General features: G+C 72.9%; 23 protein-coding genes and 3 riboswitches. Of the genes, 17 read left to right on the top strand and 6 right to left on the bottom strand.

Going from position 1 to position 24063, the window contains the following annotated elements; translation table 11 throughout:
• Positions 1-491 precede the first annotated feature (491 nt).
• Complete coding sequence (locus tag FGW31_RS31850) at positions 492-1661, bottom strand: cellulose-binding domain-containing protein (RefSeq protein WP_142197010.1); 1170 nt, start codon at positions 1659-1661, stop codon at positions 492-494.
• 101 nt (positions 1662-1762) lie between these two features.
• Positions 1763-3121 carry a cellulase family glycosylhydrolase gene (locus FGW31_RS31845; RefSeq protein WP_233288745.1) on the bottom strand — a complete coding sequence of 453 codons (1359 nt, stop codon included), beginning with the start codon at positions 3119-3121 and terminating at the stop codon, positions 1763-1765.
• Positions 3122-3389: 268 nt separating this feature from the next.
• Here FGW31_RS31845 and FGW31_RS31840 point away from each other — a divergent pair, with 268 nt between their 5' ends.
• From FGW31_RS31840 to FGW31_RS31820, 4 genes are all read left to right on the top strand, one after another.
• Positions 3390-3881 (top strand): SRPBCC family protein, encoded by a 492-nt coding sequence (locus FGW31_RS31840; RefSeq protein WP_142197008.1) that lies wholly within the window; start codon positions 3390-3392, stop codon positions 3879-3881.
• Positions 3878-4234, top strand: coding sequence for an ArsR/SmtB family transcription factor (locus FGW31_RS31835; RefSeq protein ID WP_142197007.1), 357 nt, complete (start codon positions 3878-3880; stop codon positions 4232-4234). The genes FGW31_RS31840 and FGW31_RS31835 overlap by 4 nt, the downstream gene beginning before the upstream one ends.
• Positions 4235-4377: 143 nt before the next feature.
• Entirely contained in the window at positions 4378-5142 is a 765-nt protein-coding gene (locus tag FGW31_RS31825) for a DUF899 family protein (protein WP_142197005.1), read from the top strand.
• 211 nt (positions 5143-5353) lie between these two features.
• On the top strand, positions 5354-5914 hold the full coding sequence (locus tag FGW31_RS31820) for a rhomboid family intramembrane serine protease (RefSeq protein WP_233452617.1): 561 nt from the start codon (positions 5354-5356) through the stop codon (positions 5912-5914).
• Positions 5915-5918: 4 nt separating this feature from the next.
• On the opposite strand, the gene FGW31_RS31815 is transcribed toward FGW31_RS31820, so the two are convergent.
• The gene (locus FGW31_RS31815; RefSeq protein WP_142197003.1) at positions 5919-6827 is read right to left on the bottom strand and encodes a Vgb family protein; all 909 of its coding nucleotides are present in this window, start codon (positions 6825-6827) and stop codon (positions 5919-5921) included.
• 392 nt (positions 6828-7219) lie between these two features.
• Between FGW31_RS31815 and FGW31_RS31810 the strand changes: the two genes are divergently transcribed.
• Both FGW31_RS31810 and FGW31_RS31805 read left to right on the top strand, forming a co-directional pair.
• On the top strand, positions 7220-7600 hold the full coding sequence (locus tag FGW31_RS31810) for a hypothetical protein (protein WP_142197002.1): 381 nt from the start codon (positions 7220-7222) through the stop codon (positions 7598-7600).
• A gap of 312 nt (positions 7601-7912) precedes the next feature.
• Positions 7913-9802, top strand: a complete 1890-nt coding sequence (locus tag FGW31_RS31805) for an ATP-binding cassette domain-containing protein (protein WP_182675040.1) — start codon at positions 7913-7915, stop codon at positions 9800-9802.
• A 38-nt stretch (positions 9803-9840) separates the two neighbouring features.
• Here the strand turns inward: FGW31_RS31805 and FGW31_RS31800 are convergent, their stop codons facing one another.
• Entirely contained in the window at positions 9841-10254 is a 414-nt protein-coding gene (locus FGW31_RS31800; RefSeq protein ID WP_182675041.1) for a (2Fe-2S) ferredoxin domain-containing protein, read from the bottom strand.
• Between the two features lie 438 nt (positions 10255-10692).
• Positions 10693-10880: riboswitch (cobalamin riboswitch) on the bottom strand.
• 80 nt (positions 10881-10960) lie between these two features.
• Positions 10961-12043 (bottom strand): ferric reductase-like transmembrane domain-containing protein, encoded by a 1083-nt coding sequence (locus tag FGW31_RS31795; RefSeq protein WP_142197001.1) that lies wholly within the window; start codon positions 12041-12043, stop codon positions 10961-10963.
• A gap of 313 nt (positions 12044-12356) precedes the next feature.
• A riboswitch (cobalamin riboswitch) is annotated at positions 12357-12591 on the top strand.
• A 128-nt stretch (positions 12592-12719) separates the two neighbouring features.
• On the opposite strand from FGW31_RS31795, the gene FGW31_RS31790 reads away from it, so the two are divergent.
• The 10 genes from FGW31_RS31790 (at position 12720) to FGW31_RS31745 (ending at position 22928) form a co-directional block, all read left to right on the top strand.
• Positions 12720-13685 carry a GHMP family kinase ATP-binding protein gene (locus tag FGW31_RS31790; protein WP_142197000.1) on the top strand — a complete coding sequence of 322 codons (966 nt, stop codon included), beginning with the start codon at positions 12720-12722 and terminating at the stop codon, positions 13683-13685.
• The gene (locus FGW31_RS31785) at positions 13682-14704 is read left to right on the top strand and encodes a cysteine synthase family protein (RefSeq protein ID WP_142196999.1); all 1023 of its coding nucleotides are present in this window, start codon (positions 13682-13684) and stop codon (positions 14702-14704) included. Before FGW31_RS31790 ends, FGW31_RS31785 begins: the two co-directional genes overlap by 4 nt.
• Positions 14701-15936, top strand: a complete 1236-nt coding sequence (locus FGW31_RS31780; RefSeq protein WP_142196998.1) for an ATP-grasp domain-containing protein — start codon at positions 14701-14703, stop codon at positions 15934-15936. Before FGW31_RS31785 ends, FGW31_RS31780 begins: the two co-directional genes overlap by 4 nt.
• Entirely contained in the window at positions 15929-17191 is a 1263-nt protein-coding gene (locus FGW31_RS31775) for an MFS transporter (RefSeq protein ID WP_233288744.1), read from the top strand. The genes FGW31_RS31780 and FGW31_RS31775 overlap by 8 nt, the downstream gene beginning before the upstream one ends.
• Entirely contained in the window at positions 17160-17909 is a 750-nt protein-coding gene (locus FGW31_RS31770) for a class I SAM-dependent methyltransferase (RefSeq protein WP_142196996.1), read from the top strand. The genes FGW31_RS31775 and FGW31_RS31770 overlap by 32 nt, the downstream gene beginning before the upstream one ends.
• A 51-nt stretch (positions 17910-17960) precedes the next feature.
• Positions 17961-18143, top strand: a riboswitch (cobalamin riboswitch).
• A gap of 28 nt (positions 18144-18171) precedes the next feature.
• Entirely contained in the window at positions 18172-19200 is a 1029-nt protein-coding gene (locus FGW31_RS31765; protein WP_142196995.1) for an ABC transporter substrate-binding protein, read from the top strand.
• Between the two features lie 80 nt (positions 19201-19280).
• The gene (locus FGW31_RS31760; protein WP_202432142.1) at positions 19281-20312 is read left to right on the top strand and encodes a FecCD family ABC transporter permease; all 1032 of its coding nucleotides are present in this window, start codon (positions 19281-19283) and stop codon (positions 20310-20312) included.
• Positions 20309-21175 carry an ABC transporter ATP-binding protein gene (locus FGW31_RS31755; RefSeq protein ID WP_142196993.1) on the top strand — a complete coding sequence of 289 codons (867 nt, stop codon included), beginning with the start codon at positions 20309-20311 and terminating at the stop codon, positions 21173-21175. Before FGW31_RS31760 ends, FGW31_RS31755 begins: the two co-directional genes overlap by 4 nt.
• 330 nt (positions 21176-21505) lie before the next feature.
• On the top strand, positions 21506-22024 hold the full coding sequence (locus FGW31_RS31750) for a toxin-antitoxin system HicB family antitoxin (RefSeq protein ID WP_142196992.1): 519 nt from the start codon (positions 21506-21508) through the stop codon (positions 22022-22024).
• 55 nt (positions 22025-22079) lie between these two features.
• Positions 22080-22928: a DUF4097 family beta strand repeat-containing protein gene (locus tag FGW31_RS31745; protein WP_142196991.1), complete on the top strand. Its 849-nt coding sequence runs from the start codon at positions 22080-22082 to the stop codon at positions 22926-22928.
• Here the strand turns inward: FGW31_RS31745 and FGW31_RS31740 are convergent.
• Positions 22892-23818: an alpha/beta fold hydrolase gene (locus tag FGW31_RS31740; protein ID WP_233452605.1), complete on the bottom strand. Its 927-nt coding sequence runs from the start codon at positions 23816-23818 to the stop codon at positions 22892-22894. The two genes, FGW31_RS31745 and FGW31_RS31740, sit on opposite strands and share 37 nt — an antisense overlap.
• Between FGW31_RS31740 and FGW31_RS35805 the strand changes: the two genes are divergently transcribed.
• Positions 23747-23905, top strand: coding sequence for a helix-turn-helix domain-containing protein (locus FGW31_RS35805; protein WP_233452604.1), 159 nt, complete (start codon positions 23747-23749; stop codon positions 23903-23905). The two genes, FGW31_RS31740 and FGW31_RS35805, sit on opposite strands and share 72 nt — an antisense overlap.
• Positions 23906-24063 lie beyond the last annotated feature (158 nt).

Raw genomic sequence — 24063 nt, 5'->3', positions numbered from 1 at the left:
GCCGGCTCCGAGGGGGAGCCGGTGTGGCGGGCCCGGCGGAAGGCCGGGCCCGCCACACCGTGATCGCAAACGGACCGGGCCCTTGGTCGAGCCGCGTCGCGTCTCGGCCGCCGTGGTGGGCACCGGCGTCCCGCCGTTCGCGGGGGACGCCGCGGCCCGGTTCTTCACCCGGCACCCGAGGTGAAGCCGGGCCGTCGGGCCGCCAGCAGACGGTAAGCCGCCCGTCCCGACCAGGATGCCGCTCGTCGTGCGAAGGGGCCCTGGCGTCGTCCGGCGGGTGCTGAAGGTCCACGGCCGCCTCGGCGACGGTCTCACCGGACCGGCCGGCGTCGAGCAGGAGCCGTGCCGGGCACAGCCGCAGGAGTACGTCAGGAGTACGTCATCCAGGCCGGCGGCACAGTGGCGGAATCGGCCGCTGTGCGCCCCGGCGTTCCGGCCGTGTTCCGGTCGGGACGCCGAGGCGGACGTCGGGCGTGCGGGGTGGTGGACTGTCAGCAGTCGATGGGGGCGGAGCCGACTGCCACGTCGTCGAACCACAGGGTGTCGTCGCCCGTCCCGTAGCTCTCCCAGCCCAGGCGCAGGGCGGTGGGCCTGGGCGGGGTGGTGCGGGTGAGCCACTGCTGGTCGATGTCCTGTGTGGGGACACCGTCGGCGTGCAGGCCCGGGACCTGCTCGTCGCCGAGCCACGTGTCGAGGCCGGGGGCCGTCGTGTCGACGGCGAACCGCAGGCACTGCCAACTGCCCGTCGGCAGCGGCCTGCTCAGCGCCACGCCGGCCGGGCTCTGCGCCGGCAGCGTGGCGTCGTCGCTCTCCCGGTTCCACTGCAGGGCACCGTTCTGGCCTCCGACGCGCAGGCTCCGCCCGCCCTGGGAGGCGTCGGGCAGGGAGACGAAGGTGACGTGGGCGGCGGGCAGCGCGGTGGTGTGGCGCACCCACATGCGTACGTGCATGACCGGGCCGACCGAGGACAGGTCCGCGGTGGAGGCGACGAAGGCGTGGTTGCAGTAGCCGGCCCGGCCGTCGACCCGCAGCGACCTGGTGCCGCTGTGCGCGACCGCGGTGTCCACGGCGGCCGTGCCGGTGCCCTGGCAGTCGGGTGCGGTGAAACGCCAGTCGCCGGACGGGGCGGGACCGGTCTGGTCCTCGAAGTCCGAGCAGATCACGGCGCCGTCGCAGTCCGCGCCGGACGGTGGGGTCGTCGGGGGCGGGGTGGTGGGGGGTGTGGTCGGGGGCGGGGTGGAGTCGCCGCCGCACTGCACGCCGTTGAGTGCGAAGTCACTGGGTGCGGGGTCGGCCGAACGCCAGGTTCCCTGCAGGCCGAACTCGGCGGTGCCTGAGGTGTCCAGCGCGCCGTTCCAGTTCGTGCTGGTGGCGACGACGGACCTGCCCGTCTGGGTGACGGTCGCGTTCCACGCCGAAGTCACCTGTTGGTCACCGGTGTACGTCCACGTCAGACGCCAACCGTCCAGTGCCGGACCGAGATTGGTGACCTTGATCTGGGCGGTGTAACCGTCGGCCCACTTGTTCACGGTGTAGTCGACCCGGCAGCCGGTCTCCGCACCGCGTGCGGGCGTCGCCGTGAAGGCGGCCGCCGACAGCGCGACAACGGTGAGGAGCGCAGTCCAGGGCCGGCGCAGTAATCGTGGGGCGGGGACACGCATGTGTGCCTCCTGGGTAGGGGGGTGGCGAGTGGCGAGAAAGGTTGGGAGCGCTCCCAACTGTGGGTGCGGGGGCGCCGGACCGGCCGGCGCCCCCGTCGGGGTCAGCTGGTCGGGAAGTTGTCGGCGGTGCTGATCCGGCTCTTGAGCAGGGCGCCGGACTCGGTCAGCACGCCGCTGCCGCTGTAGTCGCCGCCGTTGCAGGTGCCGGGCTTGAACGCGGCGCTGCCCTCATTGGCGTCGGAGTAGGTCCAGTTCGCGTAGCTGATCTTCAGCTGGTCGAGCAGATCCAGCCAGGCCGTGCTGCTCGCCCGGTCCACCGCCCCGCCGCCGGTGGCGGTCACCGTGCCGAACTCGGAGACGAAAAGCGGCAGTTGCGTGGCTGCTCGGCTCACCGCGGCGCGGTAGTTGTCCTTGTGGCTCGCGGCGTAGAAGTGGAACGCGTACATGATGTTGGTGGCGTTGACCGGGTTGTCGATCACCTCGCTCTCGTTGGAGCCGTCCGAGACTCCGAGCGAGGACCAGCCGCGGGTGCCGACGATGATCACGGCGTCCGGGTCGGCGGCCCGGATCACCGGTATGACCTGCTCGGCGTAGCTCTTGACGGCCGCCCAGCTCACGCCGTTGGGCTCGTTGGCGATCTCGTAGATGACGTTCTTCTTGTCGGCGTTGCGGGCGGCGACGGACGCGAAGAACGTCTTGGCGCGGTCGAGGTTGTAGTTCGGGTCGCCCGGCGTCAGCGTGTGGAAGTCGATCACCGCGTACATGCCGCGGGACTCGGCCATGTCGACGAGGCTGTTCACGCGGCCGGTGAAGCCGGCCGGGTCGGTCTCGTAGCCGTCCTCCTGCACGTACATGGCGATGCGGAACAGGTCCGACTTCCAGTCCTTCGCCAGCGCGTCCAGGGACGCGTTGTTGTAGCACTTGCTGAACCACTGGATGCCGTGCGTGCTCATGCCGCGCAGCTGGATGGGGCGGTCGTACTGGTTGCACAGGTGGACGCCGCAGACGTGGAGCTGTCCGTTGACGTCCACGGGTGTGCCGTCGCCCGGGGTGGGCGGGGGCTCCTCGGTGGAGCCCGTGCAGGCGACGCCGTTGAGCGTGAACGCGGTGGGTTTCGGGTTGGCGCCCGTGAAGGTGCCGGTGAATCCGACGTCGGCCGTCGCGCCGGTGGCCAGCGTGCGGTTCCAGTCGGCGCCGACGGCGGTGACCGCCGAGCCGGACTGCGACCAGGTGGCGTTCCAGCCCTGGACGAGCTTCTGCCCGGCGTCCGGCATGGCGAACCCGAGCTTCCAGCCGGTGACCGTGTCACCCAGGTTGGTGATCTTCACCGCGGCCTGGAACCCGCCCTGCCACTGATTCGTGACCGTGTAGTCGACCTTGCAGCCGGCGGCGGCCGCGGCCTGCGGGCCGGCCAGGGCCGTGAGGCCCAGGACCGTCGCACAGGTTGCCAGTAAAGCCATCAAGCGTCTCAAAGCGTTCCTCCTCGTGCGATGCGAGCACAGCATGATGGGAGCGCTCCCAAACCCATCGGCCCGAGACCGTACACCGACGCGTCGATGCGCGATAGACGTTCGACGGCGGACGGCGCGCGTCGGCCGAAAGAGCCGTGCGGGTGCGCTGTCGGCACCCGCCACCCGTCGAGGGCCGCCAGCAAGTGCAACCCTGGGGTTGCACCTGGCTAAAATGTGTGCAACCGTTCAATTGCACATTGTTCTCGAGGAGGTAGCCATGAACGACGCCACCGAAGCGGATCTCGCCGAACTGGACCGGATCTCCCGGCAGATCGACATCGACGCCCCGGCCGACCGGGTGTGGGAGCTGGTGGTACGGCCCGGCTGGTACATCAACGACGGCACGGTCGAGGCGGAGCCGGACCTGCGCTACGAGGGCGACGTGGCCGTCGTCCGCCATGCGACGCTGGGCGAGTTCCGGTTCCGGACGGTGGAGCTGGACAAACCGCGCTACGCGGCGTTCCGCTGGATCGGCACCCCGTTCCGGGACGAGGCGACGCCCTCCACCCTGGTGGAGTTCTGGATCGACGAGCGGGACGCCGGCGGGGTGACCCTGCGGGTGGTGGAGAGCGGGTTCTCGAGCCTCGCCGACGACCCGGCCGCGTGGCTGAAGGAACGCGAGGGCAACGACAAGGGCTGGCTGACCGAGCTGGCGGCCGCGAAGGAGTTCGTGGAGAAGAGCGCGCCGGCCCCGGAGAGGCACGCGTGACCGCCCCGGCCCTCCCTGTCGTGTGTGCCGCGCTCGGCGACGCGACGCGCTGGGAGATACTCACCCGGCTCGGTGAGGGCCCCATGTCGGCCTCCGCGCTGGCCAGGGTTCTGCCGGTGAGCCGGCAGGCGATCGGCAAGCACCTGGAGGTGCTGCGCGAGGTCGGGCTGGTCGAGTCCGAGCAGCGTGGGCGCGAGGTCGTTCACCTGGCCGTCGGGGCCCGGCTCGGCGCGCTGGCCCGCGAACTCGACCGGATCGGCCGCTCCTGGGAGTCCCGGCTGCTGCGGGTCAAGGAGCTGGCGGAGCGCCCGGAACCCGACACGGCGGAACGACGGAGTGCGTACGACACATGACGCGAGAAGCGTGAGGCGCGACGCGCCACGCAGGACGCGTCATGCAGGACACAGGACACAGGACACAGCACGCAAGACGCAGCACGCAGCACGCAGCACGCAGCACGCAGCACGCAGCACGCAGACGACGATGGGACACGATCATGGCTGATCAGGACCGTACGGCGCGGGGCCGTGCGCCGGCGCTGCCGCCGGTGACCGACCGGGCCGCCTTCCAGGCCGAGCTCGACCGGCTGCGCATCCGGGAGAAGGCGCACACCCGGGAAGGGGACGCGATCGCCGCCGCCCGCAGGCGCCTGCCCATGGTCGAGGTGGCCGCCGACCTGGAACTGACCGGTCCCGACGGGCCGGTCACCCTGCTCGACGCCTTCGAAGGGCGCCGGCAGCTCGTCGCCTACTACTTCATGTGGCACGACGGCCACGACGCGGCCGGGCAGTGCGAGGGCTGCACCTGGGTCACCAGTCAGGTCCAGGAGCTGTCGTACCTGCACTCGCGGGACATCACCTACGCGGTGTTCTGTCAGGGCCCGTACGGGGAAAGCCGCCGGTACCGCGACTTCATGGGCTGGGAGGTGCCCTGGTACTCGGCGCTCCCGTCACAGGACGAACTCCTGACCGGGCGCCGCGTCGGCATGATGCACATCGTGTGCTACCTGCGGGACGGCGACCGCGTCTTCGAGACGTACTGGACGACCCTGCGCGGCGTGGAGGCGATGGACTACAGCTATGCGCTCATGGACCTGACCGTGTACGGACGCCAGGAACTGTGGGAGGACTCGCCCTCCGGGTGGCCCGCCGTCCAGGGCACGCCCGTCGACGAGGTCCGGCTGCGGAGCGACGGGCGCCCCATCCCCCAGTGGTCGCGCCTCGCCGCCGGCCGCTCGGACGCCCTCACGCCGCGGCCCTGACACCCGGCGCGACGGGCGGGACCTGCCCGGCTCCGTGGAGAGCGGGGGAACCGGGCCTGCTCCTGTGGCGTTGAACGGTGTACGAGGAGAGCCGGGGAGGCCGACGATGCACGGATCGCAGTACGGCCCCGCGTCCCCGTACGAGTCGTACGGCGTCGGGCGCGAGGTGTCCCGGTCGCGCCGTGGGCGGGTCAGGAACGCCGGTGTGGTGATGGCCGGCTGGGTGGCTCTGCTGTGGGTGCTCGAGGCCGTCGACGCGGTGAGCGGCCACGCGCTGGACACCTTCGGTGTCAGCCCGCGGCAGGTGAGCGAACTGCGGGACGTCGTGCCCGCCGCCTTCGTCCACTTCGGTTTCGGCCACCTCGCCGCGAACAGCGTGCCGCTGCTGGTGCTCGGCTTCCTCGCCGCGGCGTCGGGCCTGCGCCGGTTCGTCGCAGTGGTCGTGCTGATCGTCGTCGTCGGTGGTCTGGGGGTGTGGCTGACGGCGCCCGCGTACTCCACGACCGGGGGTGCTTCCGGTGTCGTGTTCGGCCTCTTCGGTTATCTGCTGGTGCGCGGCTTCGTGGACCGCCGTGCCGGCGACGTCGCCGTGGGTGTCGCCGTCGCCGCGGTCTACGGGTCGCTCCTGTGGGGCGTCCTGCCGACGGACGCCGGAGTGAGCTGGCAGGGGCACCTCTTCGGGCTGCTGGGCGGGGTGGCTGCGGCCTTCGCGTTCCGCAGGCCACGCGGCGGGCGTGACACGATCACGGTGGCGGACGCGCGGAGGTCGTAGGCGTTCAGCGGCCCTCGGACTTCGGTGCCACCCGCGCGACACCGCCCGTCTCCAGGGCCGCCCAGAGGGCACCGTCGGGGCCGAGGGTGATGCCGTGCGGTTCGGACGACGGTGTCGGCAGGTCGTACTCGGTGATCTCGCCGCTCGCGGTGATGCGTCCGATGCGGTTGGCGCCCCATTCGGTGAACCAGCAGTCCCCGGTGGAGACCGCGACGACGGCATGCGGTCTGGCCGTGCGGTCGGGAAGCGGGAACTCGCCGATCACGCCGTCCGTCGAGATCCGGCCGATCCGGCCCGCCGCGATCTCGACGAACCACAGGTCCGTACCGTCGCTGGTGATGCCCACGGGTCCGGCGTCCGGGGTGGGCAGTGGGTGGATGACGGTGTCGCCGTCGGTGGTGATGCGGCCGATCGCGTTCGCCCGGTGGAGGGTGAACCACAGGGCTCCGTCGGGGCCGCTGGTGATCGCCGAGGGCATGGCGCCCTCGACGGGCAGGACGAACTCGGTGATGTCTCCGTCGCCGGTGATGCGGCCGACGCGGTCGGTGTTCATCTGCGTGAACCACACCGCGCCGTCGGGGCCGGCGGTGATACCGAACGGTCCGCTGTCGGGCGTCGGCAGGGCGAAGGCTTCCGTTTCGCCGAGTGTGGTGATCCGGCCGATGCGGTGGTCTCCGGAGCGGGTGAACCACAACGCCCCGTCGGGCCCGGGGGTGATGACCGTGGGACGGCAGTCGGGCGCGTCCAGGGAGTGTTCCCGGAGTCCGCCGTCGGGCGTGAGGCGCGCGATGCGGCCGCTGTGTACGAGGGTGAGCCACAGGGCACCGTCGGGGCCGGCCGCGATGCCGTACGGGCCGGCGTCCTTGTCCGCCACGGCGATCTCTTCGACGACCGGGGCATCGGAAGGGGGCACAGTCACTCCTCGTTCGAGTGGGGATCAACCAGATGTCCTGGCCGATGACTTGACTCGGTTCCGTGGCGGATCGCGAGCGGCCGCGACGGGTTTGCCGCGTCCGGTCCCGATCACCTTCGCACCCGGCCGACGAGCCCGCCAACCGCATTACGTGACGCCGCACCCGGACGGCCGGGCTCCGGGGCGGATGCGGTGGGGCCCGGACCTCGGGAAGTCCGCCGACAGTGCGTCCGTCCGGTACGGATGTGATTCAACCCGGCCCTGGTGTATGCCACTTGGGACCGTTCAAGTGCACCGTGAGGCCGGAATCTGACACTTGACGTTTCAACATCTTCGCTGCCAGCATGCATGCCCGTCTCGCCCGCACGCCACATCTCGAGAACGGAACCCCCATGCGTTTGAGGACCATCGCCCTCGCAGCGATACCCGCGGCCTTCCTCGGTGTCATGGCGTCCGCGCCCAGCGCTTCGGCGTGGGCTCCCGGCAACTGCCCCACCGGCTCGTTCTGCGTCTGGCCCGAGTGGTGGTACGGGGACACCGACGTGCCTCCGTCGCTGGCGACCGAGACGGAATGGTCCGGCAGCGCCCTCGGACACATCTTCTACAACAACACGTCCCAGGACGTCACGATGACGTACGTCGTCGTCGCGGACGAGGGGCAGGGACCCACGTACACGGCATGCGTCAGCAAGGGCAGCGGCAGTTACTTCACCCAGCCCATGCATGTCACGGACGTGGCCTGGCGCGAGGACGACGGCAGCCCCTGCTGGTGACCACCCCCGAGGAACCGTCCCCCGCGTCACCGCACACGGTGCGCGGTTCCTCGACCAGGACGCCGCGTCCCGGACGGTCCCGGACGCGGCCGCTCCCAATCCCTTGCGTCACAGGCGTCTCGACCATCCGCGTTTCGGTCAGTCCCGCGCGCGCCGGAAACGGCTCCAGCAACGAGCCGCCCGGTTCGGGCCCTTGTGCGGCAAGGGTCACAGCACGTCCGGAATCGAGCGTGTTCGATTCCGGTCCCTCCTCGTTGGGCCATGCAACGCCGAACCACCCAGGTGCGGCACCGGCCTCCAGGAGGGACGCGGATGACTGTGACCAACGCCTCGACCGCCGATGAGGAGACACCGCCCCCTCCCCCACCCGCGACCCTCACCTTCGGAGGGAAGCACGGCAAGAACCCGCTGGCCGACGCCAGTTTCGCGGCGATGTGCCGCCGTCTGCCGTCGGTCCTCGGGCACACCGCGCGCAGGGCGTGGGCCGTCGACCGGACCGGCGTGGTGCTGCTCCTGGTGTGCCAGCTCCTCACCGGCGCCGCGGCGGCCGTCGTCCTCGCGTTCACCGCGCAGGCCATGACGCACGTCCTCGGCGACGGCACCGTCTCCGAACGCCTGCACGGCGCGCTGCCCGCGCTGATCGTGGTGACCGCGGCCGCCGCGGTGGGCCGGGTCAGCGGCGCCCTGGCCTCCTACGCCGACGGCCGCATCACCCCGCTGCTGACGACCGAGGCGGACATCGCCCTGGTCGCCGCCGTGTGCCGGGTGGAGTCCTCCGCGTACGGCGAGGACGGGTTCGCCGACCGGCAGGAGGCCGCCGAGGTCGGCGTCACGCGCACCCGGCTGATGGTGCAGGACGCCCAGCGGTTCATGTCGGCGCTGATCCGCATGATCGCCGCGAGCGGCGTCGTCACGGCGCTGCATCCGCTGCTGCTGCCGCTGCTCCTGCTGGCCGTCCTCCCGGCCGGTGCCGGCGCCGTGCTGTCCGCGCGCGTCGACTACGAGACCCACTACCTCAACGTCGGCGACCGCAACGTGCGGCAGATGATGCGCTGGTGGGCCACCTACTCGCGCTTCGGCGACGAGGTCCGCGCCAACGGCATGACCGGCTACCTCATCTACTGGTACCGGGCCCTGTCCGACCGCATCGACCGGCGCACCCTCACCGCCGCGCCGCGCATGCTGCGCATCACCCTGGCGACCAGCGCGCTGGGCGGTCTCTTCCTGCTGTGCACCTGGGCGACCCTCGCCTGGCTGGCGTCGGCCGGCCGGATCGCGCTGCCGGTCGCCGCCACCGCCGTCGTCGCCGTACAGACCACGCTCGCCGCGCTCGGCCAGTTCGTCCTCCACGGCGCCGCGATGTTCCACACCTCGCTCTACCTGGCCGACATGCGGTCCTTCCTCGACATGGCCGCCGAACGGGCCCCGGCGCGCGGGCCGTTGACCATTCCGGAACGCGTGGACGAGATCCGCCTGGAGGAGGCCGTCTACCAGTACCCGGGCAAGGACGAACCGGCCGTCGCCGGCGTGTCGCTCACGCTCCGCCGCGGTGAGATCCTCGCCGTCGTCGGCGAGAACGGCTCCGGGAAGTCCACCCTCGTCAAGCTCCTCACCGGCATCCTCCTCGCGGACAAGGGGCGCGTGCTGTGGGACGGCGTCGACCTCGCGCACGCCGATCCCGACGCGGTGTGGAAACGGACCGCGCTCGTGCCGCAGAACTTCGCCTGCTGGCCGCTGCGCGCCCGCGAGAACATCACGCTCGGCCAGCCGAAGACCTTCGACGACGGGCCCGTCTGGGAGGTCGTCGACGCCGTCGGCATGCGCGAGGCGATCGAGAAACTGCCCCGGCAGCTCGACACCCTCCTCGCCAAGGAATTGTGGGGCGGTGCCGAACTGTCCGGGGGCCAGTGGCAGCGCCTGGTGTGCGGGCGCGCCCTGTACCGGCAGACACCGCTGCTCATCCTGGACGAGCCGACCTCCCAGATGGACGCCCGCGGTGAGCACGCCATCTTCCTGGAGATCAAGCGGATCGCCGCCCGGCGCATGACCGTCGTCGTCACCCACCAACTGGAGAACACCCGCCTGGCCGACCGCATCCTCGTCATGGACAAGGGCCGGGTCGTCGAGCACGGCGGGTACGAGGAACTGGTCAACGCGGGCGGCCTGTTCGCCGAACTCGTCGCACTGGCGCAGGACCGGTGACCCGGCGCCTGCGCTCTGCCGGCGTGCGGCCCGCGGAGTCAGTCCTCCGGGCCCTGCCCGGGCACCGCACACGCGGCGGTGCGGCGCTGGGCCGGTGACAGGGCGTAGAGGCCGAGGATGTCCGGCAGGGGTGCGATGCCGGGGCCTCCGGCGCGGACCCAGGCGGCGATGTCCTCGGTCGCGTCCGGGTCGTTGACCAGGCCCAGCCACACCGGCCGGCCGCCGGCGGCCCGGCCCTGCGCGGACGGCTGCACGACGACGACGTTGGCCTGGTCGCAGACGTCGAGGCAGTCGGAGACGCGCACCGGTGCCACCTCGCGCAGCCGGTCGGTCTGGGCGGAGTGGTCGACGCCGGTCACCTTGGACGTGCCGCAGCAGCAGTCGCGGCACACGACGATGCGGCACGGCAGCGCGCCGGACGCCACCGCGCCGGTGGCCGCTTCATCGGTCACCGGGTCGCCCGTCCCGCACGCGTCGGCCCGGCCACCGTCGGTCCCGCACCGGCCTGGCGTGGACGCGTGTGATGCGGACACGTGTGGCCCGGACCCATGCGGTGCCGACCCGTGTAGCGCAGACGCGTGTGGCGCGGACCCATGCGGTGCCGACCCGTGTGGCGCGGAGACGTGGGGCGCGGACCTGTGTGGCGCAGAGACGTGTGGCGCGGACGCGTGTGGTGCCGGCCCGTGTGGCGCGGAGACGTGTGGTGCGGAGACGTGGGGCGCGGAAACGTGTGGTGCCGACCCGTGTGATGCGGATCCGTCCCTCGCGGACGTGCCCGTCGGAACCGATGTGTCCGACGTGTCCGTCGGCGGCGAGGCGGTCGTCGTTCCGGTCGGTGTCGCGGGCACGGCGTGCCGCTCCTCTCTCCGGGGAGATCCGCCCCGGTGGTCCGTCGAGGAGGCGACCGCGTGAGTCTCCTGGCTCTCGGGTCGCTGCTCGTCCCGCCTTCCCGCCCGTGTCCGCGCGGTGGCGTGCCGGGATCCGCTCGCCGATCACAGTGGCGGGACCGCGCCGGATTCGCACCGGCTTCCTCGTTCCGCCGTCGCCCTGTCGTCGGACATCCTCGCATCGCGGACGCCGACCGCACCACCACGCCTCTCCGCCACCGCCACCGCCACCGCCGCCCCAGCCCGAGCCCTCGTCACCGTGCCGGGACCGTCATTCCGTCTCCGGTGCGTGCGGGGCGGTCGCGGGCGGTTCGGCCGGACGGTCCCGTCCGCCGTCCCTGCCGGACACCACCACGGCGAGGAGGCCTACGACGACGGCTGCCGCGGCGATCCGCCCCGCCGCCCGCAGCGCCCACACCGGCCGGGTGACGCCCTCCCCCGCCCCGGGCGGCCCCAGCCGTTCGGCTCTCCGGGCGGGCCTCAGCAGCCGCAGCAACAGCAGTACGGCGATCGGCAGTTGCAGCAGCCACAGCACCGTGCGCGGCCACTCCCCGTACCAGACGTTCGTCCCGTACAGGAGGGTGTGCCAGACGCTCAGCACGTAGACGACGATCACGAAGCGGTGCAGCCGGCGCCAGGTGGTGGCCCCGATGCGGTGCCGGACGTAGAAGAGCAGGCCCAGGGGGACCGCCAGGTACAGGGCCGCCTGGCCGATCGGGATGGCGATCCGGCCGGTCCCGGAGTCGTACCAGCCCGGCACGAAGGAGTCCGCGAAAGCCACCCACAACCGTCTCGCCCACGCCAACTGCGCCTCGTAGCGGACGAGTTCGGCGGCGAACATCAGCGCGTGCGCGAACATCAGGGCCGTGGTGGTCAGGCTGGTGGTGCGGTGCCAGCGCTCCAGCACCTGCCGCGGGACCGGCAGCGCGGCGGGGCGCGGCCCGGACAGCAGCAGGCCGAGTACGACCGTGCCCCAGGCCCACAGCAGTGCCGACCAGCCGAACGCCTGGCTGAGGAGATACATCCAGTAGGTGCCCGGGTCGTTCATGAACGGCATCACCGCGACCGTGTCCGAGGTCCCCGACTCCATCCGCGTGTACAGCAGCGCGAAGACGGCGGCGGTGACGACGACCGCCGCACTCGCGTCGGGCACCGCGGACCGCAGATCACGGCGCAGGGTGACGCGACCGGCCCTCCCGCCCTCCTCACCCGGCGGCCTCCCGCCCGACCTCCCACCCGAACTCCCGTCGGAACTTCCGTCGGAACTCCGGTCCGACCGACGGTCCGGCCTCCCGTCCGGCCGACGGTCCGGCCTCCCGTCCGGGCTCTCCTCAGGGCTCGCGTCTGGCAGCATCAAGGGCCTCCCGGCGCCGGTCTCGGTGGTGACGGTGGCACGTGTGTCGTGGGGCCACCAGTCTGGCCAGTGCGACAGCGGGTGACCGAGAGACAATTCGGCCACAGCACCAGCGGGACGCGAGAGCGCGTCGCACGGCGCGACGGCCTCCGGAAAACGCGGCCGAACCGAGCAGGCACCACGCGTTTCCCTCCGCCGCACCGCCCGCGTCCCTCCGTCACACGGCCCCCGCCGGGTCACTCCGGCGCCGTAAGCCCCACCCGTAATCAGGACAACCGCCCGTAGCCCCCTGTCGCGGCAGGCCCGCCGTCCCTACCCTGAGGTGAGCAGTCGGTTCGCGCCCGCCGTCCGACCGGACACCACAGGGCGCGACGCAAGAGGGAACCCGGTGCGAATCCGGGACTGTCCCGCAGCGGTGAGTGGGAACGAACGCCGTCGATGTCACTGGGCCCGCGTGAGAGCCCGGGAAGTGACGGTCAGTAGGTGTCCGCCGGTTCACGGCGGGCGGGGCCACGAGTCCGAAGACCTGCCACTGCGCCCGCGCCCTCCGGCGCGGGCTGTGCACGGTGACCTCGCGGACTGGGTCGGCGGTACGACGTTCGTACGCTCTCGCGCGTACGACCGCGCCTCCTTGCCCGGCCGGGTGGTTCTCAGGGTTCGGGACGGAGGACGACACATGCGTGACCCGGCCGGTTCTCACCGACCGCGCCCGCCCGAACCGCCGGGACGGGACGGACCACCACCGGACGGACGCGGCCGCGCGGGCCGGCCACCGCCGAAGGGCACCGTCTCCGGTGTCTGCCGCGGCACCCTCGGCGAGCTGTATCAGGGGCCGTTGCGGGCGGGCGGCGAGCCCGACATCGCGCTGGTGTCCTTTCCCGTCAACCGCCACTCCTGGGTGTACTTCACCCCGCGCGACGCCACCGGCCCGCCGCCGGCGTCCCCGCTCGGGAAGAAGGCGGCGACCGCGGCGCGCCTGTTCCTGCGGCACTACGGCCTGACCCTGCCGCCCGGTGTCTGGAGCACGCACTCCGAACTGCGGGTGGGCGTGGGGATGGCCAGCTCCACCGCGGACGTGGTGGCCACCCTGCGCTGCCTGTACCGGGTGTTCGGCCTGCCCTACGACCCGGACGTGGTGCTCGGTGTCCTGGCGGGCATCGAGCGGGCCGACAGCGTCTTCCTCGACGAGTTCGCCCTGCACCTGAGCGGCCGCCACCGGGTGGTGCGGCGGCTGGGCACGGACATCGGCTTCCACACCGCCTTCGTCACCGAGCCCGGGACCGTCGACACCCAGGCCGTCACCGGACGGCTGCTGGCGCACTACCGGCGGCGCGGAGAGGAGTACGAGCGGTGCCTCACGGACCTCCTCAAGGGCTTCGACTCCGGTGACGCCGCCGCCGTCGCCCGTGCCGCCACGCTCAGCGCGACACTGTCGCAGGAGGTGCTGCCCAAGGCGACGTTCGGTGAACTGCTCGCCCACCGGGAGCGGTTCGGGGCGGACGGTGTCTTCGTCGCCCACACCGGATGCCTGACCGGTTACCTCTTCACCCGCCGCCCGGACCCCGACCTCGCCTGCGACCTGTCCGCGTTCTTCCACTCGCTCGGCCACCAGTGCTCATTCGCCCAAGGAGGCTACGGGTGATCCACCCCCACATCGCCGACGCCCTGAAGGTCCCCGACCTGGTCGGGCTCACCGACGGCCTGGTCCTGCTGCGGTTCGAGTCGATGAAGATCTACTCGGCGCTCGCCGCCGTCCGCCACCTGCTCGACCGGGGCACGGTCCGCCCGGGCCAGACCCTGGTCGACAGTTCCAGTGGCATCTACGCCCAGGCCCTCGCGCTGGCCTGCCACCGGTACGGCATGCGCTGCCACATCGTCGCGTCGACCACCGTCGACGCCACCACACTCGCCCAGCTGGAGATCCTCGGCGCCACCGTGGACCGGATGCAGCCGTCGCGCAGCCTCCGGCTGGACCAGGAGGCGAGGGTGCGGCGGGTGCGGCAGATCCTCGCCGAGCGGCCCGACTGCCACTGGATGCGCCAGTACCACGACGACATCCACTACCTCGGCTACCGGGACGTCGCCGACCGGGTCCGCGCCGCGTTCCCCGACACGCCGCTGACCGTGGTCGGCGGCGTCGGATCCGGCGCCTCCACCGGCGGACTCGTCGAGCGCCTGCGGGCCTCGGACCCCTCGGTGCGCCTGGTCGGCGTGCAGCCCTTCGGCAGCGTCACCTTCGGCAGCCAGCACCACCACGACCCGGAGGCCATCATCGCCGGCATCGGGTCGTCGATCGTCTTCGACAACGTCCGCCACCACCTCTACGACGCCGTGCACTGGCTGGACTTCACGCACGCCATGTCCGGCGCGGTCGCCCTGCTGCGCGACCACGCGGTCTTCGCCGGGCTGTCCACCGGCGCCGGATACCTGGCCGCGACGTACGAGGCGCGCCTGCGGCCCGACCGGGTGCACCTGGTGATCGGCGCCGACACCGGACACCGGTACGTGGAGCGCGTCTTCGCCCGCCACGCGGAGGCCGCGGACCCCGCCGCGCTGAAACCCGTCGAGGTCCGCGAACCGGAGGAGATGACCATGCCCTGGTCGAGGATGGCCTGGCAGCGCGCCGCCTGCCCGGCCCACTGGAAGGAGCGGGCGGCATGACCGTTGCCTGTCTGGAATCGCTGACCTTCGGGCTCGGGCACCTGGTGCGCGCCGCCGACACGCTCGGCGAACGGCTGCTGCTGCTGACCGGCAACCCCGACTGGTACGCGCACGAACTGGACCGGCTGCCGGCCGGCGCGCTCGACGTGGTGGAGACCGACACCTTCGACACGGAGCGGGTCGCCGGCCTGCTCCACCACGTCCCGGACCTGCGCGGCCTGATCAGTTCCACCGACACCTGGACCCTGGCCGGCGCCGACCTCATCGCACGGCTCGGCCTGCCCGGACTCGACCCGGCCGTCCTGCGGCTGACCCGGGACAAGGCGGCCGTGCGCAACCGGCTGCACGGGGCCGGGCTCACCCGCGGACGGGCCGTGGAACCCGCCACCGGCTCGGGGCTGCGTGAGCTGCTGCTCAAGGACGTCGGGCTGCCCGCGATCCTGAAGGACACGGCGGGCACCGGCAGCCAGAACGTCTGGCTGATCCGCGACGAACCCGAACTCGACACGGCCCTGGAGGAGGCGGCGGGACGGGAACTGAAGGGTCGGCTGTTCGCCGAACCGTACTTCAGCGGCCCGGTGTACAGCGCCGAGACCCTCACCTGGGCGGGCCGCACCCGGCTGCTGGGCGTCTCCAGCCGGCTGATGTCGCCGGAGCCCCGGTTCCGGGAGGAGACGACCGCCTTCCCGGTGGCCTTCCCGGAACCCCGCCGGGCCTCCCTGGAACGGTGGCTCGGTGACGTGCTCGCCGCCATCGGCTACACCGACCGCTTCGCGCACGTGGAGTTCGTGCTGACCGCCACCGGCCAGGAGGTCGTGGAGGTCAACCCGCGGATCGGCGGCGCGCTGGTCGGTGAGGGGCTGTGCCGGGCGCTCGGCGTCAACGTGTACGAGGCGATGATCGAGACCGCGCTCGGCCGCCGTCCGCGTCTGATGGACGCCGAACCGCCCGGCGGGCCGGCCGTGGCGTTCGTCCTCGGCTACCCGGCGGCGCCCGGCGTGTTCACCGGGGTCGCCGGGCTCGACCGGCTGGCGGACATGCCCGGCGCGCCCGCCTGGTACCCGGTCAGGCGGCCCGGTGACCGCATCGAGCACCTGGACGACAGCCGCGGCTACGCGGGCATCGTCTATGCGGAGGCCGAGACCGCCGAACTCGCCACCCACCGCGCGGTGGCCGCCGCCAACGCCCTGCGGGTGCTCACCACACCCTTCCCGGACCCGTCCGGTGGGTGAACGCGGTGAGCGGCGGCAGGTGCGGGCCGGTCTCCTGCCGCTCGACGGTCCGCTGCGGTTCCTGCTGCTCAGCTCGTTCCTGATTCCGCTCGGCAGCTTCATGGTGCTGCCGTTCATGTCGGTCTTCCTGCACGAACGGCTCGGGATGGGGCTCGGCACGGTCGGCGTCGTGCTGGCTGTGGCGTCGCTGGTGCAGTTCTCCGGCGGCGTCGTCGGCGGGGCGCTGGCGGACCGGATCGGGCTGCGCCGCACCATGCTGTGGGCGCTCGTGGTGCGCACGGCCGGGTTCGTCGGGCTGCTGCTCGCGCTGCGCTGGCCGCCGCTGGCCGTCGGCGCGCTCGTGCTGACCTGCTGCGGCGCCGCCCTCTACCTGCCCGCCAACAAGGCGTACCTGGTGCACGGCGTGGACGAGGAGCGCCGCCCGGCGTTCCTGTCGGCGGGCAACGCGGCGCTCAACGCCGGCATGGCGCTCGGACCGCTGATCGCCGGACCGTTCGTGCTGTCTGCGCCCGGCCGGTTGTTCCTGGCGGTGACGGCACTGTTCGTGCTGGTCACCGCGGGCCACGCCCGGCTGCCCGACGCGGGCGGTAAGGACCGTCCGGTTCCGGGCCGGGCGCTCCCGGACCGGCCGGCCGGGGTGGCGCTGCTGCCGTTCGCCGCCAACGCGCTGGCGTTCTACCTGTACTTCCACTTCCAGCACTTCCTGGCGGTGTACGCCGTGGAGCGGGCGTCCGGCGCGTTCTACGGCATGGTGCTGCTGCTCTGCTTCACGCTGGTCGTCGTCGTGCAGCCGCTCACGGCCGGGATGATCCGGCGCATGCCGTACGCCCTCGCCCTCGCGGCCGGGTTCGCGGGGCTGGCGGCCGGGCTGGCCGTCCTGGCGATCGGCACGCGGACGGCGCTGCTGGCGGGCGGTGCGCTGATCACCCTGGGCGACATCGTGCTGTTCCTGAAGAACGACCTGGAGGCGCTGCGCCGCAGCACGTGCTCCGACGCGGTGGTCTTCGGCCGGCAGCGGCTGGCCGCGGGCCTGGGCGCATGCGCGAGCGGAGTGCTGGGCGGGCAGCTGTACGGCCTCGGTGAACGGGCCGGGAACACCGGCTGGTTCTGGCTGCTGGCCGCCGCCCAGTGCCTGTTGCTCCCTCCTCTTCTGCTGACCCTGCGCCGGCGCACGGACCGGCGTCCCACCCCGCACGGCGACGACGAAAGGGCACTGACGCGCGATGACACGGACGGGCGGGTTCCAGGACGATGACTTCTGGACCGAGTTCCACGACTTCCTCTTCTCCGAGCAACGCCACGAGCAGGCCGAGGAGTTGCTGGACTCCTCTCCTCTGCTGTCCTTCCCGGCCGGTTCGCGGGTGCTCGACCTGTGCTGCGGGCCGGGCGTGTTCACCGTGCCGCTGGCCCGCCGCGGCCACCGGGTGACGGGTGTGGACCTGAGTGCGCCGATGCTGGAGCGGGCACGCAAACGGTCGGCCGACGCCGGCGTCCCGGTCACCCACGTGCGGGCGGACGCGCGCACGTACACGGCACCGGCCGTCTTCGACGTCGTCCTCAACATGTTCACGTCGTTCGGCTACTTCGAGGACCCGGCCGACAACGAGCGCGTCCTGCGCACCATGTACGGCTGTCTGGCCCCGGGTGGCACCCTCGTGCTGGACCTCGCGGGCAAGGAACTGCTGGCCCGCAGGGTCACCCCGCCCAAGGTGGTGCGGCGCGGCGACGACCTGATGGTGCAGACCGACACCGTGCTGGACGACTGGGCGCGGCTGCGCAGCGACTGGGTGCTGGTGCGGGGCGAGCGGGTGACGCGGGCCACGCTGGTGTGGTTCGTGTACAGCGCGGTGGAGCTGCGGCGGATGGTCGAGGAGGCGGGCTTCGAACGCGTGGAGATCCACGGCGGTTTCGACGGCCGGCCCTACGACGAGAACGCCGAGCGTCTGGTGGTGCGGGCGGTGCGCGGCGGATGACGACGGCTGGGGCGTGCGGGAGTTCCGTGCGCCCTTTTGCCGCCGCCGCGGGGAAACGTAGTATCACCGGGTCAACGCCGCGACGGGAGACAGGAAGCCGGTGCGATTCCGGCACGGTCCCGCCACTGTGACCGGGGAGTGCACCCCCTCGACATGCCACTGCGCGCCGCGCGGGAAGGCCGGGGGGAGCGTTGATCCGGGAGTCAGGACACTGGCCTGTCGCGGGCCCGTTCCAAGGAGCGCGGACTCCAGGAGGCTTCACGTGTCCCCCTCGTTCCCCCCTGCCCGCACCCGCCGTTCGCCGCGCCTCGGGGCCGCTGCGGCCGTCCTGTCGGTGGTGCTGCTGGCCGCCGGCTGCGGCGCGTCCGCCGGCGGTGCCGCCCGGGACCCGAAGGCCGCCGCGGCGGCACACGAAGGTTTTCCCGTCACCGTCGACAACTGCGGTGTGAAGACGACGTACGAGGCGCCGCCTCGGCGGGTGGTGACCATCCACCAGCATCCCGCCGAGCTGATGCTCGCCCTCGGTCTGAAGGACCGCATGGTCGGCACCGCCTTCCCCGACTCCGACCCGCTGCCGGAACTGGCCGCGGACTTCGCGGCGATCCCGCAACTGGCCGAGCGGGAGCCGTCGTTCGAGACGGTCCTGGAGGCCGAGCCGGACCTCGTCTACGGCGGTTACGGCAGTGCGTTCGCCGAGAACGAGGGACGTTCCCGCGAGGCGTTCGCCGACGCCGGCATCGACACCCACCTCAACCGCGAGTACTGCGGCGGGAAGCGGGTGACGATGGAGGACACCTACGAGGAGATCCGCACCGTCGGCCGGATCTTCGGCGTGCCCGAGCGGGCCGAACGGCTGGTCGCCGACCTGGAGGGCCGGGTCGGCAAGGCGGTCTCGGCCGTGGCGGGCGAACCGGAGGTGCCGGTGTTCGTGTACGACAGCGGCGACAGGAGCGCGTTCACCGCGGGCGGCAGGAGCCTGGGCACCGAGCTGATCCGGCTGGCCGGCGGCCGCAACGTCTTCGCCGACCTGGACGACGTCTTCGGTGACGTTTCCTGGGAGCAGGTCGTCGCCCGCCGGCCCGAGGTGATCGCCGTCTACGACTACGCCGGTGCCGGAAGCGTCGAGCGGAAGAAGGAGTTCCTGCTGTCTCGACCGGCCCTCGCCGACGTGCCGGCGGTGAAGAACCGGCGGTTCGTCGTGCTGCCGCTGACGGCCACCCTGGTCGGCATCCGCTCGGCCCGCGCCGTGGACGGCCTGGCCCGCGGACTGCACCCGGAGAGCTTCCGGTGACCCCGCCCGCCACCCGGGCCCCCGCGGCGCCGGCCGCGGCACGGCAGGAACCGGCCGCACGGACGCCGGACCGCAGGGCCCTGCCGCTCACGCTGCTGGCCCTGACCGTTCTGCTCCTCGCGTCCGTCACGGCGGGCCTGGCCATCGGGTCGGTACGGGTGCCTCCCGGTGAGGTGTGGGGCATCGTCGCCCATGCGCTCGGCGTCGACCGGTCGCCGCCCGACTGGTCGCGGGCGCGCGAGACGATCGTGCTGGACGTACGGGCCCCGCGGGTCCTGCTCGGCGCGGTGACCGGCGCCGGTCTGGCGGTGGTGGGCACCGCGCTGCAGGCCCTCGTCCGCAACCCGCTCGCCGAGCCGTATCTGCTCGGCGTCTCCTCCGGGGCGTCCCTCGGCGCGGTCGCGGTGCTCGTGTTCGGGGTCGGCGTGTTCGGCCCCTTGTCGCTGCCGGCCGCCGCGTTCGCGGGGGCGCTGGGCGCGCTGCTGCTCGTGTACGCCACCGCCCGCACCGGCGGGCGCATCACCTCGGTGCGGCTGGTGCTGTCCGGGGTGGCGGTCGCCGCGGTGCTCACCGCCCTGCTCGACCTGCTGCTGCTCACCACCGACCGGGGCAACGAGACCCGCGCGGTCCTCGCCTGGACCCTCGGGGGTCTCGGCGGTGTCGACTGGGGGATGCTGTGGCTGCCGGGCCTGGCGCTGCTGCTCGGCATCGGTGTCCTGCTGGTGCAGGCCCGCAACCTGAACCTGCTGCTGGCCGGCGAGGAGGCGGCCACCACGATGGGGCTGGACGTGGCCCGGTTCCGCGCCCGGATGTTCGTCCTGGTCTCGCTGGTCACCGGGGTGCTGGTGGCGGCGGCCGGGCCGATCGGCTTCGTGGGGCTGATGATGCCGCACATCGTGCGCCTGTTCGTCGGCGGCGACCACCGGAGGGTGCTGCCGGCGGCCGCGCTCGGCGGAGCGGTGTTCCTCGTGTGGGCCGACATCGCGGCGCGGACGGTCGCCGCGCCGATGGAGATTCCCGTCGGTGTGCTCACGGCCCTGTGCGGCGGCCCGTTCTTCCTGTGGCTGATGCGGCGCGACGCCCGGCGCGGCAGCGAGGGAGGACCGGCATGAGCGCCGCCGAACTCGTCGTCGACCGGGTGACGCTCACCGCGGGTGCGCGCCGGCTGGTGGCGGACGTCTCCCTGACCGCCCGGCCGGGCGAGGTGATCGGACTGGTCGGGCCCAACGGCAGCGGCAAGTCCAGTCTGCTGCGCGCCGTGTACCGGGTGCTGCGCCCCGACACCGGCCGGGTCCGTGTCGACGGCGCGGACGCCTGGTCGCTGCCCGTGCGGCGGCTGGCCCGCACCGTCGCGGCGGTGGTGCAGGAGTCGGGTGCGGACCTCGACCTGACGGCCCGTGAGGTGGTCGCGATGGGCCGCACTCCGCACAAGCGGCTGCTCGCCGGTGACACCGCCGAGGACGCCGAGCTGATCGGCGCGGCCCTGGACGCGGTGGACGGTGCCGGGCTGGCCGACCGGCCCTTCGACCGTCTCTCCGGCGGTGAACGCCAGCGGGTGCTCATCGCCCGTGCCCTCGCCCAGCAGCCCGCGCTGCTGGTCCTCGACGAGCCCACCAACCACCTCGACATCCGGCACCAGTTGGACGTGCTCGGCGCACTGCGCCGCCTGCCCGCGACCGTGCTGGTCGCGCTGCACGACCTCAACCTCGCCGCGTCGTACTGCGACCGCCTGTACGTGCTGTGCGACGGGGAGGTCACCGCCTGCGGCCCGCCGGCCGAGGTCCTCACGCCGCGGTTGCTGGCCGAGGTGTACGGCGTCGACGCGGAGGTGGCCGTCCATCCGCGCACGGGCGCGCCGCAGGTGACGTTCCTGCCGGGACGGCCCGGGACGGACGCGGCGCCGGACCTGCCGGCCGGCCGGGCCGTCGCGTCGGCGGAGCCGGGCGGCGTCGGGGGACTCGGGCTCGGCAGGTGACGGCCGGGAGTGCGGGGTGCGGGATTTCCGGGGCGGAACCCGGGGGTGGGCGGGGCGAGGCCGCGGTGCGCCGGGCCGTCACGGTGACCGTGGCGCCCCTCTCCGTCCCCCGGTCGTCGTGTCGGCGTGGTGGCCGGCCGCGGGTCCCGGCCCCGGTGACGCCCGTCGCCTTCGGCGGTGTCACCTTCCGGCCCGGCGACATCCTGCACGCCGGCGACGACGGCATCGTCCCCCTGCCCGACCGCGGCTGATCCCCGGGGCCGGAGCGCTCAGCGGACCGGCATCACTCCGGGTTTGCCCGAGGTGCCATCGTGGCGCCATGATGGCGTCATGGATCTCACCCCGTATGTCGACACCCTCCGCCGCGAACTCGTGGTGGCCGCCGAGGCCGGCGGCGAGGAAGCCCGTGAGCTGGCCGAGCGGCTCACCGCCTCCCTGGAGTCGGTGACGCGGCTGACCATGCTCGGGGTGCTGTCCGCCGCGATGGACGAGATCACCCGCGAGCTCGCTCCGGGCGCGGTCGACGTGCGGCTGCGCGGGCTCGACCCCGACTTCGTGGTGACGCCGCCGCCCGCCGGCCGCGGCGCGCCCGTGGAGCCGGCCGCGCCCGTCGAAGCACCCCGGGCGCAGCCACCCGCGGACGGTGACGAGGGCGGCACGGCCCGGGTCAATCTGCGTCTGCCGGCCCACCTCAAGGCCCGCGCCGAGGAGGCCGCGTCCCGCGAGGGCCTGTCGGTGAACGCGTGGCTGGTGCGCGCCGTGTCGGCCGCGGTCGACGGCGGAGGCGCGGCACGTCCGGCGGAGCCGGCCCGCAGCATCGGGCAGAGCTTCACGGGCTGGGTGCGCTGACCGCGCCACCGCCCGCACCCCATCACGCCGGACGACCCACGAGGACGGACCAGCCATGCCCACGTTCGACACGCCCGCACCCCTCTCCGCCACGGTCCATGTGGACGCCGGTTCCGTGCAGTTCACCGCGGGCGACCGCCGCGACACCGTCGTGGAGGTGCGCCCGCGTGACCCGAAGAAGGAACTGGACGTCCGCACCGCCGACCAGACCCACATCACCTGCGCGAACGGCGTCCTGACCGTCCGCACGCCCAAGCCCGGCCTGTTCGGCCGCACCGGCACCGTCGACATCGCCGTCGCCCTGCCCACCGGCTCCGACGCCGACATCACCGGCGCCTGGACCCAGGTGTTCGGCGAAGGCCGCCTCGGCGAGGTCCACGTCAAGACCTCCGCCGGCGACGTCCGCCTCGATGCCACCGGCCCGCTGAAGCTCACCGCCTCCCACGGCTCCATCAGCGTCCAGCACGTCCACGGCCCCGCCGAGATCACCACCAGCTCCGGCAGCCTGCGCGCCGGCCGGCTCGACGGCCCCGCCGTCCTGAAGAACTCCCACGGCACCACCACCGTCGGCACCGCCACCGGCGAACTGCACGTCAGCGGCGCCAACGGCGACATCGACATCACCCGCGCCGAGGACTCCGTCACCGCCACCACCGCCCACGGCACCCTCCGCGTCGCCGCCCTCGCCCGCGGCACCGCCCGCCTGGAAACCTCCCACGGCGCCATCGACATCGGCATCCGCGAAGGCACCGCCGCCTGGCTCGACGCCGACTCCGGCTCCGGCCAGGTCCGCAACACCCTCACCCCCTCCCACGCCCCCCACGACGACGGCACCGGCGACACCGTCAAGATCCACGCCCGTACCCGCTACGGCAACATCGACATCCGCCGCGCCACCGCCTGACCACCGGCCAGGAAGGACGCCAGGGCCCGCTCCACGGCGTCCGGCGCCTCGACGGCCAGGTGCCCGCAGCCGACGGTCCGCAGTACGGCGCCGGGCACGAGTCCGGCGAGTTCCCGGGCGTGGCCGAGGGGGGTGGCCAGGTCGTGGGTGCCGCCGATGACGAGGGTGGGCGCTTGAACCGCGGGCAGTTCGGCACGTACGTCGTAGCCGGCCAGGGCGTCGCAGCAGGCCGCGTAGCCCGCGGGATCCACGGCGGCGAGGTCGTCCAGCAGTGCGCGTCCGACAGGGGTGCGTGCGGTGGCCGGGTCGGCGAACCACCGGCCCGGGCTGGTCTCCCGCAGCGGCGCCATGCCCTCCCGGCGCACCAGCTCCGCGCGCTCCCGCCAGGGCCTCTCCGCCCCGAACCGGGCGGAGCTGCAGACCAGGGCGAGCGCGGCCACCCGCCGCGGATGGCGCAGCGCGAGCCACGCGCCGACGGCACCGCCCAGGGAGATGCCCGCGCAGTGGAAGGCAGACGGCTCCTCGCCGCCGGTGACGTCGTCGACCAGGGCGAGGACCGCGTCGGCGAGGTCGTCGACGGTCGTCGCCCCCGGTGACGGGTCGCGCAGGGCCCCGGTCGGTGAACCTCCGTGGCCCGGCAGGTCGTAGCGCAGGACACGGAAGTCCTCGCCGAGGCGGGCACGTTGGGCCTGCCAGATGCGGGTCGTGGTGCCCAGCGAGGGGCCCAGGACGAGCAGCGGCGCATCCGGCGGGCCGGTGGGCGTGCCGCTCCGGGTCTGGCCCGGCTCACTGCGCAGGAGCGGGCGGTGGCCCGGCTGGTGGCGGCCGGTGCGACGAATCAGCAGGCGGCGCTGGAGCTGTTCATCTCGGTGAAGACCGTGCAGTACCACCTGACGCATGTCCACGCGAAGCTGGGCGTGCGCTCCCGCAGCGAACTCTCCGTCGGTTTCCGGGAGGATCCGGACGCCGAGGCCTGACGCCCGCGGCCGTCCGGGCACTCCTTCCCCATGTTTCCTATCGAATTACTAGGAAAGCCTTGACGGGCCGCGGCGGAGTGCGCAGGATGATGCCCATGTCCCGTACACAGCAGCGACTCGTTCGCCGTCGGCATGTCGACTTCGGTCACGTCGTCAGC

It is taken from the genome of Streptomyces calvus (assembly GCF_006782915.1).
Taxonomy (GTDB): domain Bacteria; phylum Actinomycetota; class Actinomycetes; order Streptomycetales; family Streptomycetaceae; genus Streptomyces; species Streptomyces calvus.
The sequence above is the reverse complement of the archived record's forward strand: the minus strand, read 5'-3'. Positions and strand labels throughout refer to the sequence as shown.

What these genes read in the sequence shown, in the direction of transcription:
- FGW31_RS31750 (WP_142196992.1), top strand. Translation starts at nt 21,506, where the DNA reads ATGGATCTCACCCCGTATGTCGACACCCTCCGCCGCGAACTCGTGGTG.
- FGW31_RS31755 (WP_142196993.1), top strand. Translation starts at nt 20,309, where the DNA reads ATGAGCGCCGCCGAACTCGTCGTCGACCGGGTGACGCTCACCGCGGGT.
- FGW31_RS31805 (WP_182675040.1), top strand. Translation starts at nt 7,913, where the DNA reads ATGACTGTGACCAACGCCTCGACCGCCGATGAGGAGACACCGCCCCCT.
- FGW31_RS31840 (WP_142197008.1), top strand. Translation starts at nt 3,390, where the DNA reads ATGAACGACGCCACCGAAGCGGATCTCGCCGAACTGGACCGGATCTCC.
- FGW31_RS31790 (WP_142197000.1), top strand. Translation starts at nt 12,720, where the DNA reads ATGCGTGACCCGGCCGGTTCTCACCGACCGCGCCCGCCCGAACCGCCG.
- FGW31_RS31780 (WP_142196998.1), top strand. Translation starts at nt 14,701, where the DNA reads ATGACCGTTGCCTGTCTGGAATCGCTGACCTTCGGGCTCGGGCACCTG.
- FGW31_RS31745 (WP_142196991.1), top strand. Translation starts at nt 22,080, where the DNA reads ATGCCCACGTTCGACACGCCCGCACCCCTCTCCGCCACGGTCCATGTG.
- FGW31_RS31850 (WP_142197010.1), bottom strand. Translation starts at nt 1,661, where the DNA reads ATGCGTGTCCCCGCCCCACGATTACTGCGCCGGCCCTGGACTGCGCTC.
- FGW31_RS31795 (WP_142197001.1), bottom strand. Translation starts at nt 12,043, where the DNA reads ATGCTGCCAGACGCGAGCCCTGAGGAGAGCCCGGACGGGAGGCCGGAC.
- FGW31_RS31845 (WP_233288745.1), bottom strand. Translation starts at nt 3,121, where the DNA reads ATGGCTTTACTGGCAACCTGTGCGACGGTCCTGGGCCTCACGGCCCTG.
- FGW31_RS31820 (WP_233452617.1), top strand. Translation starts at nt 5,354, where the DNA reads ATGGCCGGCTGGGTGGCTCTGCTGTGGGTGCTCGAGGCCGTCGACGCG.
- FGW31_RS31770 (WP_142196996.1), top strand. Translation starts at nt 17,160, where the DNA reads ATGACACGGACGGGCGGGTTCCAGGACGATGACTTCTGGACCGAGTTC.
- FGW31_RS31825 (WP_142197005.1), top strand. Translation starts at nt 4,378, where the DNA reads ATGGCTGATCAGGACCGTACGGCGCGGGGCCGTGCGCCGGCGCTGCCG.
- FGW31_RS31810 (WP_142197002.1), top strand. Translation starts at nt 7,220, where the DNA reads ATGCGTTTGAGGACCATCGCCCTCGCAGCGATACCCGCGGCCTTCCTC.